Annotated in this window: 10 protein-coding genes; all 10 read right to left on the reverse strand. The window is 74.0% G+C overall.

Annotated elements, in window-relative coordinates; genetic code table 11:
* Positions 1–50: 50 nt before the first annotated feature.
* A complete protein-coding gene (locus ACI79G_RS01180; RefSeq protein ID WP_456878953.1) occupies positions 51–1,541 on the reverse strand; it encodes a nucleobase:cation symporter-2 family protein in 1,491 nt (496 codons plus the stop codon).
* A gap of 35 nt (positions 1,542–1,576) precedes the next feature.
* A complete protein-coding gene (pucL, locus tag ACI79G_RS01185) occupies positions 1,577–2,455 on the reverse strand; it encodes a factor-independent urate hydroxylase (RefSeq protein ID WP_456878954.1) in 879 nt (292 codons plus the stop codon).
* A 16-nt stretch (positions 2,456–2,471) separates the two neighbouring features.
* The gene (gene uraH, locus ACI79G_RS01190) at positions 2,472–2,804 is read right to left on the reverse strand and encodes a hydroxyisourate hydrolase (protein WP_456878956.1); all 333 of its coding nucleotides are present in this window, start codon (positions 2,802–2,804) and stop codon (positions 2,472–2,474) included.
* A complete protein-coding gene (gene uraD, locus ACI79G_RS01195; protein WP_456878958.1) occupies positions 2,801–3,325 on the reverse strand; it encodes a 2-oxo-4-hydroxy-4-carboxy-5-ureidoimidazoline decarboxylase in 525 nt (174 codons plus the stop codon). Before uraD ends, uraH begins: the two co-directional genes overlap by 4 nt.
* A complete protein-coding gene (gene alc, locus ACI79G_RS01200; protein WP_456878959.1) occupies positions 3,322–4,554 on the reverse strand; it encodes an allantoicase in 1,233 nt (410 codons plus the stop codon). The genes uraD and alc overlap by 4 nt, the downstream gene beginning before the upstream one ends.
* On the reverse strand, positions 4,551–5,903 hold the full coding sequence (allB, locus tag ACI79G_RS01205; protein WP_456878961.1) for an allantoinase AllB: 1,353 nt from the start codon (positions 5,901–5,903) through the stop codon (positions 4,551–4,553). Before allB ends, alc begins: the two co-directional genes overlap by 4 nt.
* 448 nt (positions 5,904–6,351) lie before the next feature.
* The gene (locus tag ACI79G_RS01210; protein WP_456878963.1) at positions 6,352–7,650 is read right to left on the reverse strand and encodes a guanine deaminase; all 1,299 of its coding nucleotides are present in this window, start codon (positions 7,648–7,650) and stop codon (positions 6,352–6,354) included.
* On the reverse strand, positions 7,647–8,516 hold the full coding sequence (gene xdhC / locus ACI79G_RS01215; protein ID WP_456878966.1) for a xanthine dehydrogenase accessory protein XdhC: 870 nt from the start codon (positions 8,514–8,516) through the stop codon (positions 7,647–7,649). Before xdhC ends, ACI79G_RS01210 begins: the two co-directional genes overlap by 4 nt.
* A 10-nt stretch (positions 8,517–8,526) precedes the next feature.
* Positions 8,527–10,971, reverse strand: a complete 2,445-nt coding sequence (gene xdhB, locus ACI79G_RS01220) for a xanthine dehydrogenase molybdopterin binding subunit (RefSeq protein ID WP_456878967.1) — start codon at positions 10,969–10,971, stop codon at positions 8,527–8,529.
* Positions 10,968–12,431 (reverse strand): xanthine dehydrogenase small subunit, encoded by a 1,464-nt coding sequence (locus ACI79G_RS01225; RefSeq protein WP_456878969.1) that lies wholly within the window; start codon positions 12,429–12,431, stop codon positions 10,968–10,970. The genes xdhB and ACI79G_RS01225 overlap by 4 nt, the downstream gene beginning before the upstream one ends.
* Between the last annotated feature and the right edge of the window lie 40 nt (positions 12,432–12,471).

The following is a 12,471-nucleotide window of genomic DNA, read 5'->3' on the forward strand; positions in this document are numbered from 1 at the left end:
GGTGACGACGGAACGGGCTCCGGCGGGTCCCGTTCCGTCGTCGGTCCCGGTCAGTGGTGGGGGCTGTCGGGGACCCGGCGCCTCGGCCTGGTGGGGGTCGGGTGGGCGGTGTCGGTGTGCTCGACCACGATCCCCTCCGTGTCCCCTTCGTAGGTGGTGCCGATCGCCGGCGCCTCCGCGAAGATCGGCGCTTCCTCCGGCTGCCCGCGCCGCACGTTGAACAGCAGGTTGAGCAGGATGGCGGTGATCGCGGCGGCGCTGATGCCCGAGTCGAAGACGACCTCGAACCAGCTCGGGAAGGGCTCGTAGAACTCGGGGATGGCGATGGGGATGACGCCCATCGCCAGGGCGGCCGCGACGATGACCAGGTTGGCGTTGCCGTCGTACTCCACCTTGCTCAGCGTGCGGATGCCGCTGGCGGCGACCGTGCCGAACAGCACCAGCCCCGCACCCCCGAGGACGGGCAGCGGCACGACCGCCACGACGGCGCCGAGGACCGGGAAGAGGCCGAGCAGGAGGAGGATGACGCCGCTCACCGCGACGACGAACCGGCTCTTGATCCCGGTCACGGCGACCAGGCCGACGTTCTGGGCGAACGCGCTGACCGAGAAGCCGTTGAAGACGCCGGCGACCGTCGTGGAGAGCATGTCGGCCTGCAGTCCACCGGTGACGTCGCGGCGGGTGAGCCGCTTGTCGACGACCTCACCGATGGCCAGGATGTCGGCCGTCGTCTCCGTCATGATCACCAGCATCACGACGAGCATCGAGACGATCGCCCCGACGGCGAAGGTCGGCGTGCCGAAGTGGAACGGCTCGGTCAGCTGGAAGGCAGCGGCGTCCCCGAGACGGCCGAAGTCCGTGGCGCCGAACGGGATGGCCACCAGCGTCCCGAGCACGAGCCCGAAGAGGATGGCCACGCGGTTGAAGAAGCCGCCCAGGAAGCGGTAGATCAGCACGATGATCAGCAGGGTCGCCCCGGCCAGGCCGATGTTGCGCATCGAGCCGTACCCGGGGGTGTTCGCCGTCCCGAGCGCCCACCGCATCGCCACCGGCAGGAGCGACACGCCGATGACCGTGATGACCGTGCCGGTCACGACCGGGGGGAAGAAGCGGAGCAGCCTGGTGAAGAACGGCGCGATCAGCAGCGCGATGGCGCCGGCGACGATGAGCGCCCCGAAGATGGCGCGCAGTCCCGCCTCACCGCCCAGCGGTGCGCCGATGGCCAGCATGGTGGAGACGGCCGCGAACGACGTCCCCTGCACGATCGGCAGCCGGGCGCCGATCCGCCAGACGCCGAGCGTCTGCAGGAGCGTGGCCAGGCCGGACATGAACAGGCCGGCGCTGATCAGGTAGGTGGTCTGCTGGGTGGAGAGCCCGAGCGCGGTGCCGACGATGATCGGCACGGCGACCACCCCCGCGTACATGCTCAGCACGTGCTGCAGGCCGTAGGCCGCCATCGGCCCCGGCGGCAGCACCTCGTCCACCGGGTGCCCGCCCGTCCCGGCCGCTCCCGTACGCCGCTTCTTGTTCCACAGGGCCATCGGTCCTCCTCCTCCGGTCAGCCGGTCGGGTGCGGTCACCAGCCCTGACCGGGGTCGAAGGCCAGGCCGGGGGCGGGGGCGTCGTCGCGGCGGACGGTGAGCTCCTGGAGCCCGTAGGGCCGGTCGTCGGCGTGGAAGACCTCGCCGGCGTTCTCGATCCCGAAGCGGGCCAGGTCGTAGGCGAAGTGGTGCTTGTTCGGGGCGGTGACGCGGAACTCGGCGATCTCCGGCTGCTCCTCCAGCACGGCTGCGCCGCAGTCGAAGAGGGTCTGCTGGTGCGCCAGGCTGTGGTGGTTGCCGTAGGTCTCCAGCACCGTCTGCACGACCCGGTCGTGGGACTTGCCCCAGTCGACGTCCTCGCCGGTGTGCCACCACTGGGCGCGCAGCGAGGTCGCCATGAGGCGGTCGTGCGTGGGCGCCAGCGTCGTGAACCGGTCCTCCAGGAAGCCCGCGAACTCCGAGTCGGTGGTCTTGAGGATCCACAGGTCCTCGACCCCGGAGACCACCCAGGTGGTCGAGCCGTCGTAGGTCACCGTCGCCGTGCGGACGAAGCGGCCGTCGCGGGTGAAGGCGTGCGGGTTGCCCAGCCGGGTCCACGGGTACATCTCGATGCGGACCCGCGCGTGGGTGATCGGCTCGGTCTCGTCGACGAAGTGGCGGGCCAGCCGGGTGCCGAACGACTCCGGCTGCGCGACGACGTCGTCCTCCTTGGCGAAGGCGTAGACGGTGTTCTTCTGCGTGTCCGTCGGCAGCACCGGGGCGTTGTCGCCGGTCAGGTGCGGCGCCTCCTGGCCGCCCCAGAGCGCGACGCTGACGTTGTAGTCGACGATCTCGTGGGGGTCGCTGTCGCGGAAGACCCGGACCACCCGGTTCTCCGCCTTGCCGTACTGGTTGTGGCCGAGCACGACTGCCATGGGGATCACTCCTGTTCTAGGAACCTCGGTAGGTGGAGTAGGCGTACGGGCTGAGCAGCAGGGGGACGTGGTGGTGCCGGTCCTCGGTCACGGTGAAGGCCACCGTCACCTCGGGGTAGAAGCCGGTCTGGCCGGTTGCCGCGAAGTAGTCGCCCGTGGCGAAGGTCAGGCGGTGCACACCGGCGTCGAGCCCGTCGGGGGCCAGGTCGCGCAGCCGGCCGTCGGCGTCGGTGACGCCGTCCCCGAGCGGCTGCCAGTCCTCCCCCGCACGGCGTTCCAGGGTCACCCGCACGCCTGCGGCGGGCTGCCCGGAGACGGCGTCGAGGACGTGCGTCGACAGGGAGCTCACGGCTGCAGCGACCTCTCCAGCCGGAGGCGGGTGATCTGCCGCAGCTGCTCGGCGACCTCGCGCCGTTCGGTCTCGGGGTCGTTGCCCAGCCGGCGGCGCAGCTCGGTGAGCATCTCCGCGGGTGACCGGCCGGCCGCGCGGATCAGGAAGACCCGGTCGAAGCGCTCCTCGTAGGCGAGGTTGCCCTCGCGCAACGCGGCGCGGACCTCGGTGTCGGCGTCGTCCATCCCCGACTGCTCCTGCCGGGACCAGGCGGCCTCGGGAGACGAGCCGGCCACCCGCTGTCCGATGCGGGGGTGCGCCGCCAGGGCCTCGGCCAGGTCGTCGGGTCCGAGTTCCTGGATCGCCCGGTCGCTGGCGGCCAGGAGGTCGTCGACGTCGGCGTAGGGCCGGCCGGCGACCATGCGGGCGACCCAGGCGCGGGCCGCGCAGCAGGCGGCCAGCTGCTCCCCGGCCCGGTCGGCGGGCAGCGCGTCCAGCGTCTCCAGACCGGCCCGCAGCGCGTCCACGGACCCGCTCACCGGGCGCCTCCCGTCAGCAGGGAGCGGACGGCGCCGGGGAGCGCGCTCGGGTCGGGAACCGGACGGCCGGCGAGGACGTCGTCGGCCGCCGTGCCGTCCAGGCCGCACTCCTGGTCCAGCACCTGCCGGGCCTGGGCGGCCGGCAGGCTGTTGAACCAGCGCAGTCCCAGCTCGGCCCGTCCCCGGTCACTGAGGGCGCCGTGCAGCCGCACCCGGGCCATCCCGCCGTCGGGGAAGACGTCGAGCCGGACGGTGTCGACCTCGCCGACGTCGGGCAGGCGGAACAGGTGGCGGGTGTCGGGCTGCAGCCGGGTCCGGGGCAGCAGCTCGGTCCAGTCCTCCGGACCGGCCGGCGCACCGGGTCCGCGGCGGGTGCCGCGGAGGGAGGCCCAGCCGGGGGCGTTGCCCACGAACCAGCTGGTGTCCAGCTCGGCCAGGCGCACCACGCCGGGCCCGGCCAGGGAGAACTCCACCCAGTCGTTGCCGTCGTCGCGGCGGCGGGCGGTCTCCCACCCCTCCCCCATCAGCCGCGCCAGGCCGGGCGAGATGAGGTTCGTGGGCGAGGAGAAGAACATGTTGCTGCAGCCGCTCACCACGCCCCCGTTGGCGAGGGCGGCCAGGTCGACGGCTCCGTCCGCCAGGAACCGGGGGTCGGGGACCACCTCGCCGTGCACCCGCAGCCGGGCCACCCCGCCGTCGGGGTACATGCACAGGCGGACGTGGGTGAAGCGCTGCGGCTGGTCGACCGCGAAGACGTTCTGCGTGTCACCGGCGGCCGGCGAGCGGGGCACCAGGGGGACCCACTCCGCGTCCAGCAGCTCCGCCGGGGAGGGGTAGCCCTCGACCGCGGCACCCTCGACCGACACGGCGGGCGGGTAGTTGCCCGTGAAGAAGGCGGTGTCGACGACGACCCCCCGCACGATCCCCGGCACCCCCAGGCGCACGATGGCGGAGTCGTGGCCGGGCTCGCGGCGCCGGCGGGTCTCCCAGCCGTCGTAGACCTGACCCTTGTGCCCGAAGGTGTACGTCGAGTAGGACGGCGCCCCCGGCTTGATCAGGTTCTCCCGCTCGGCGAACAGCTCGTCGTTGGCGTAGACGACGCTGCCGCCCAGGCTGCGCGAGGCCAGGTCGGGCAGGTGGGTGAAGTCCTCCGGCACCGGCGCCGCGTCGGCTCCGGGGGCCGCCGTCGCGACGCCGGACCGTTCCTGTACTGGGCTGCTCGCTGTCATGCCTCTCCTCGGGTCAGCAGGTGGCCCCGCGGTCGGTCGCCGGCCGGCCCTGCGCCGCCTGTCTCGAGGCCGCGCAGCCAGGTGCTGCGGACGACCCCGTCGAGCCGCCGGCCCGCGTACGGGGTGATCGGGTTGCGGTGGAAGAGCGTGGCGGGGTCGACGACGAAGCCGTCGTCCGGCGCGAAGACGCAGAAGTCGGCGTCGCAGCCGGGCTCGATGCGGCCCTTGCGCTGCAGCCCGGCGAGCTGCGCCGGCCGCTCGGCCATCCAGCGCACGACGTCGGCGAGGGCGAAACCGCGCCGCCGGGCCTCGGTCCACACGTCGGAGAGGCCGAGCTGGAGGGAGGAGATGCCGCCCCACGCCTGCGCGAAGTCGCCCAGGTCGAGCCGCTTGAGCTCCGGGGTGCACGGCGAGTGGTCGGAGACGATGCAGTCGATCGTCCCGTCGGCGAGTCCCTGCCACAGCCGCTCGCGGTTGGCCGCCTCCCGGATGGGCGGGCAGCACTTGAACTGCGTCGCGCCCGCGGGGATCTCCTCGGCCGCGAACGTCAGGTAGTGAGGACAGGTCTCGGCGGTGATCCGGACGCCGTCGCGGCGCGCCCCGGCGATCAGCGGGAGGGCGTCGCTGCTGGACAGGTGCAGGATGTGCGCCCGCGCACCCGTGGCCCGGGCGGCGTCGATGACCCGGCCGATGGCCCGGTCCTCCGCCACCCGTGGCCGTGAGGACAGGAAATCGCGGTAGTCGTCGCTGTGCACGCTGGGGGCCTGCTCGATCGCGTCACCGTCCTCGGCGTGGACGATGAGCAGCCCGTCGACGGTCCGCAGGACCCGCAGGTAGTCCTCGAGGTCCGCAGGACGCAGCGGGGGGAACTCCTCGACACCCGAGTGCACCAGGAAGCACTTGAAGCCGAAGACGCCCGCGGCGTGCAGCGCGGTCAGCTCGCCCAGGTTCCCGGGGACGGCGCCGCCCCAGAAGCCGACGTCGACCGAGATCTGGCCGGAGGCGCTCTTGCGCTTCACCTCCAGCGCGGCCACGTCCACCGTCGGCGGGATGCTGTTGAGCGGCATGTCCAGGATCGTGGTGACGCCACCGGCAGCAGCCGCCCGCGTCGCCGACGCGAACCCCTCCCACTCGGTGCGGCCGGGTTCGTTGACGTGCACGTGGGCGTCGACCAGGCCGGGGAGCAGGACGACGTCCTCGTCGAGCTCGACGACGCGCCGTCCCTCCAGACCCGACTCCAGCGGCTCGACGGCGGCGATGCGCCCGTCGGTGACCCCGACGCAGCCGGCCTGCTCGCGGCCGGCCGTCACGAGGCGGCGAGCGCGCAGGACCGTGTCGTACCGGGTCACGAGGCCTCCCGTTGCCGAGGGAAGAGGGCGGTGGAGTGGTCCGAGCACGGGGAAACGGCGGAGGAGAGGGGTGCGGGAGCACCGGCACCGGGTGCCGATCGCACGCTTCCCGGACCCCGTCGAAACGCCTGTCCGTTGTCCGGAACGCTAGGAGTGGGCGCGTGTCCCGGTCAATGGTCCCGGGCTCGATATACGACATACTGCGCGCCGTCGAAATGCATTCGACATTGGCCCGACATTTGCTCCGCCACGGAGGACCGACGATCACACCGGACGCACCCGGCGTCCGGGCAGCCGAATTCCCGGGAGACCGGTGGGGGAATTGCGCAGGGACCCCCGGCCCGTGCACCGGGTGCGCCCGGTCGGACCGGCGACGTCGGGCCCCCGCGGGTGCCGGAGCGAGCCGTCGACGCCGTGGACCTGGCCGCCCACCGCACCCGCGCGGACGTCAGGCGACGGGGTTCCTGCTCCGGCACGGCCGGCCGTCCACCCACACCGTGTCGATGTCGGCCGGTGAGCCCAGCACGAACGCCTTGGCCAGGGCGTCCTCCGGGTCCGCCGCGTGGCGCAGCGCGACGTCGAGGGTCGTGCCTGCGGAGGGCCGCAGCCACACGGCGTCGAAGCGCCGCCCGGCTCCGAGGTCACCGGTCTGGTCCCGGAGCCCGAGCACGTCGGCTCCGGCGGCGGTCGCGAGGTGCAGCAGGTGGGTCGACGTCAGCTCCGCGCCGTCGTCCCCGAGCAGCTGCTGCACGAAGTAGGCCTGCAGTCCCTCCTTGAGCAGGCAGAACCCCGTGCCGGCGCCGACGTCGGAGCCGAGCGCCACCCGGACGCCGTGGGCCAGGTGGCGGGCGAGCGGGAAGAGCCCGCTGCCGAGGGCCGCGTTGCTGGTCGGGCAGTGGGCGACGCTCGCGCCCCGCGCGGCCAGGCAGGTCAGCTCGTCGTCCGTGGGGTGCACGTTGTGCGCCAGCACGCTGCGTCGGCCGATGAGTCCGTGCCGGTCGTAGGTGTCCAGGTACCGGCAGCCGTCGAAGAGCTCGGCGACGGCGGCGATCTCACGGACGTTCTCGTTGACGTGCGAGGTGAACCACGACCCCTCGACGTCGGTCAGCAGCGATGCGCACGACTGCAGGAGAGCGTCGCCGCACGACAGCGAGAACCGCGGGATGACGGCGTAGCGGTTGGCTCCGACCCCGTGCCAGCGCCGGGCCAGGGCGAGCCCCTCGTCGTAGGCGCGCTGCGGCGTCGTCAGGAGCTCGTCGCGCAGCAGCCGGTCGCTGACGACGAGACCGCTGGTGACCCGCAGGCCGGTGCGGGCGGCCTCGGCGAACAGCGCGTCGACCGCCGGGGCGAAGTGGGCGCCGAACACCAGCGCCGTCGTCGTGCCCGCCTGGACCAGACCGCTGACGAACTCCGCCGCGACGGCTCGGGCGTACCCGGGGTCGGCCAGCCTCGCCTCCTCGGGGAGGGCGCAGCGGGAGAGCCAGTCCAGCAGCGGCATGCCCAGCCCGCCGATCGCCCGGACCTGGGGGAAGTGCACGTGGGTGTCGACGAAGCCCGGCAGCACCAGCCCGCCGCGCAGGTCGACGACCTCCTCGCCGGGGTGCCGCGCGCGCAGCTCGGCGAAGCCGCCCCGGGCCCCGATCGTCCCGTCGCGCACGAGCAGCCCGGCGTCGGCGTCGGCGCGGAGCGTCCCTCCCGTGAACGGGTCGACGGGGGTGTCGAGGACCGTGCCCCGGTAGAGCGTCACGACGGTGCTCCCGGGGCCGGGACCCGTCTCCCGTCCGCGGCGGCCTGCGCGCCGTCCGTCCCCGCCGCCTCCCGCTCGAGCGTCGCCACCAGGGCGGCGGCCACACCGATCGCGATGGTCGACGGGTCCTTGCCGATGAGCCCGGGCAGCCCGATGGGCGTGGTGATCCGGTCGATCGCCTCGTCCGGGTGGCCCTCGTCGGCGAGCTTGCGCCGGAAGCGGGACCACTTCGCCGCCGAGCCGATGAGCCCGATGGAGCCCAGACCGGGGGTGCGCAGCGCGGCGTCGCAGAGGGCGGCGTCCTCGGCGTGGTCGTGCGTCATGACCAGCACGTGCGCTCCGGGCGGCAGCTCGGCCAGCACCAGCTCCGGCAGCACCGGCACGTGGTGCACGTGCACCGTCGCCACCGCGTCGGCCAGCACGGCCAGCCGCTCGTCGGCGAGCTGCTCCGGGCGCGAGTCGACCAGGTGCAGGTCCAGGTCGCGCCGGGCGAGGATCCGCGCCAGCTCCAGCCCGACGTGCCCGATGCCGAAGACGGCGACCGCCGGCGCGACCGGCAGCGGCTCCAGCAGCAGCGTCACCTCTCCCCCGCAGCACTGGACGCCGTGCTGGTACGGGGCCTTGTCCGACAGGGCGACGGTCAGCAGCTCGGGCCGCGAGCCCCCGGTGTCGAGCAGCTCCCGCGCCCGGGCCACCGCCACCGCCTCGAGGTTGCCGCCGCCGACCGAGCACCAGGTGCGGTCGGCGGCGACGACCATCTTGGCGCCGGCCTCGCGGGGGGCGTGCCCGCGGACCGCCGCCACCGTGACCAGCACGCCGCGGCGCCGGCCGGCGCGCAGCTCCTCGACCGCCTTCGTCCACTCCACGACCGCTCCCTCACGTGCGGGTCATCAGCTGGGCGCGCTCGGAGAACGGCACCATGGGCGGCGCGTCCGGGCCCGGCTGGTCGGGGAGGACGCCGGGGGCGCCCTCGTCGACGTGCCCGTGCTCGGTGCTCCGCCGGGCCTGCTCGACGGCCCAGTAGACGGCCTCCGGCGTCGCGGGCGAGGCCAGGTCGACGCTGAGCCCGGGCGGCCCGAACGCGGCAGCGGCCTGGCGCAGCGCCTCGCGGACGGAGAAGGCGAGCATGAGGGGCGGCTCGCCGACGGCCTTGGAGCCGTACACCACGCCCTCCTCGGTCGCGTTGCGCAGCAGTCGCACGTTGAACTCCTCGGGCATCTCCGAGAAGCTCGGCAGCTTGTAGGTGCTGGCCGCCTGCGTGGCCAGCCGCCCGTGGTGCGGGCCCTCGCGTTCCTCCCAGCGCAGGTCCTCGAGGGTGAGCCACCCGGCGCCCTGCACGAAGCCGCCCTCGATCTGCCCCAGGTCCACCAGCGGTGAGAGCGAGTCGCCGACGTCGTGCACGATGTCGACCCGCCGGGTGCGGTAGGCCCCGGTGAACCCGTCGACCTCGACCTCCGCCGCCGCGGCGCCGTAGGCGAAGTACTTGAACGGCTCGCCCTGCATCCGCGACGAGTCCCAGTGCAGCCCCTCGGTCCGGTAGAAGCCCGCGGCCCACAGCTGGACGCGCTGGAAGTAGGCCGCCGTGACGACCTCCTCCCACGTGAGCCGGTCGCTGGCGAACGCGATGCCGTGCACCGAGCCGTGGACGAAGCGCACGTCGGCGGGGCTGATCCCGAGCCGCTCCGCGGCGACCTGCGCCAGGCGCCCGCGGATCTGCTCGCAGGCGTTCTTGATCGCCGCCCCGTTGAGGTCGGCGCCGGAGCTCGCCGCCGTGGCCGACGTGTTGGGCACCTTGTCGGTGCGCGTCGGCGCCAGCCGGACCCGGGACAGCGGGATCCCGAGCGTGGTCGCCGCGACCTGCAGCATCTTGGTGTGCAGGCCCTGGCCCATCTCGGTGCCGCCGTGGTTGATCAGCACCGACCCGTCCTTGTAGACGTGCACGAGGGCGCCGCCCTGGTTGAACGCCGTCAGGTTGAACGAGATGCCGAACTTGACCGGCGTGACCGCCAGGCCCCGCTTGCGGTGCGGATGGGTGGCGTTGAACTCCTCGACCTCGCGGTGCCGTCCGGCGACGTCGCTCGTCTCGAGCAGCTCCTGCCAGATGGCCGCCAGCCGCTCGGGGTGGCGCACCGGCTGCCCGTAGGGCGTCGTCCGGCCCGCGGTGTAGAAGTTGCGGCGCCGCAGCTCGGCCGCCTCCAGCCCGAGCAGCGGCGCGCAGCGGCCCAGGACGTCCTCGATCACCAGCATGCCCTGCGGACCGCCGAACCCGCGGAACGCCGTCTGCGAGGTCTTGTTGGTCTTCGCGATCCGGCCGTTCACCCGGACGTTCGGGATCCAGTAGGCGTTGTCGACGTGGCACAGCGCCCGGGCCAGCACCGGCTCGGACAGGTCGAGGCTCCAGCCGCCGTCCGAGGTCAGCGTGGCGTCCAGCGCCTGCAGGCGGCCCGACTCGTCGAAGCCCACCCGCCACCGGGCGGCGAACCCGTGCCGCTTGCCCGACATGGTCATGTCCTGCGAGCGGTTGAGCCGCAGCCGGACCGGCCGGTCGGTGAGCGTGGCGCCCAGCGCGGCGATCGCGGCGAAGCCGTGCGGCTGCATCTCCTTGCCGCCGAAGCCGCCGCCCATCCGCAGGCACTGCACGGTGACCTGCGAGTTGGTCAGCCCGAGCACGTGGGCCACGATCTCCTGGGTCTCCGACGGGTGCTGCGTGCTGCTCTGCACGAACACCTGCCCGTTCTCGTCGACGTGCGCCAGCGAGCAGTGCGTCTCCAGGTAGAAGTGCTCCTGGCCGGCGAACTCCAGCTCGCCGCTGAACACGTGCGCCGCGCCGGCGAGACCGGCCTCCACGTCGCCGCGCTCCAGGCGCGGCTGCCCGCCCTGGAAACTGCCGGCGGCGATCGCCTCCCGGACGGTCACCAGCGCGGGCAGCGGCTCGATCTCCACCTCGACGGCCTCCGCACCGAGCCGGGCGGCCTCGATCGTCTCGCCGAGCACCCAGCAGACGGCGTGGCCGTAGAACATGACCTCGTCGGGGAACAGCGGCTCGTCGTGCTTGACCCCGGCGTCGTTGACCCCGGGGACGTCCTCGGCGGTGAGCACCCGGACGACGCCGGGGACGGCGTGGGCCGGCTCCGTGCGCAACGCGGTCACGCGGGCGTGCGCGTGCATGACCTGCACGGGCCAGGCGTGCAGCACGTCCTTGGTGCGCCCCACCAGGTCGTCGGTGTAGAGGGCCTGGCCCGTGACGTGCAGGGCGGCGCTCTCGTGCGGCACGGCCCGGCCCACCACCGGCTCGGCCGGCCGCTCGGACAACGCGCTCATGCTCCCACCTCCGAAGGCGTCGGGTTCTCGGCGAACAGCCGGTGCAGGGCCTGGCCCAACATCGCCGACCGGTAGGCGGCGCTGGACCGGTGGTCGTCGATCGGGGTGCCCTCGCCGGCCAGCACGGCGGCCGCCTCCCGCACCGTGTCGGCGTCCCACGGCCGGTCGGTGAGGGCCTCCTCGGTGGCCCGGGCGCGCACCGGCGTGGCGGCCACCCCGCCGAGGCCGATCCGCGCCCGCCGCACGACGCCGCCGCGCACGTCGAGGGCGAAGGCGATCGCGACGCTGGAGATGTCGTCGAAGCGCCGCTTGGCCACCTTGTGGAAGGCGGCCAGCCCGGCCGGGGGCAGCGGCACCCGGACGGCGCGGATGACCTCGTCGGCGCGTCGCACGCTGCGGCGGTACCCGGTGAAGTAGTCGGCCAGCGGCACCTCGCGCTCGCCGTCGAGCGAGGCGAGGACGACGGTCGCCTCGAGGGCCAGCAGCGCCGGCGTCGTGTCGCCGATGGGCGAGCCGGTGCCGAGGTTGCCGCCGATCGTGGCGCCGTTGCGGATCAGCCGCGAGGCGAACTGGGGGAAGACCTGGTCGAGCAGCGGGAGCCGTCCGGCGAGCCGCTCCTCGACCTCCGACAGGCTCAGCGCCGCACCGATCTCCACCGCGGAGTCCGTGACGGCGAAGCCGCGCAGCTCCGGGAGCTGGTCGATCGCCACCACCAACGGCGCGCGCTGCCCGCGCAGGTTGACGTCGACGCCCCAGTCGGTGCACCCGGCGACGAGCAGCGCCTCGGGCCGCTCGGCCAGCAGGGTCAGCGCCTCGGCGAGCCCGGACGGCCGGACGAACTCCGCCCCGTCGGCGGCGACGCGGGTCGCGCGCACCTCCGGTGGCGGCTGGCTGCGCCGGGCCGCCAGCAGGTCGTCGTCCTCCGGGGCGCCGAGCGCGAAGGCGGCGTCGCGGATGGGCCGGTAACCGGTGCAGCGGCAGAGGTTGCCGCTGAGGGCGTGCAGGTCGAACCCGTTCGGGCCGTGCAGGTGGTCCGGCCCGCCGCCCCCGTGGCCGTCGGAGGCCGCGGCCGGGGCGCGGTCGGCGCGGTAGTACTCCGCCGCCATGCTGCAGACGAAGCCGGGGGTGCAGTACCCGCACTGCGAGCCGCCCCGCTCGGCCATCTCCCGCTGGACGGGGTGCAGCGCGTCCGGGGTGCCCAGGCCCTCGGCGGTCACCAGCTCCTGTCCGGCGAGGGCGGCGACGGGGACCAGGCAGGCGTTGAGGGCCGTCCACCGCGTGGGGGTCGTCCTCCCGGGCCGCGCGACGAGGACGGAGCACGCCCCGCACTCCCCCTCGGCGCAGCCCTCCTTGCACCCGACGAGTCCCTGCGTCCGCAGCCAGTCGAGCGCGGTGGTGTGTGGCGTGGTGCCGTCGAGCGGGATCGACCGCCCGTTCACGGTGACGGCTGGCGACTGCATCGCTGCTGCTCCTGTCTGTCTCGGGCCGGCCGGGCGGCGG

It is taken from the genome of Geodermatophilus sp. SYSU D00779 (assembly GCF_054050595.1).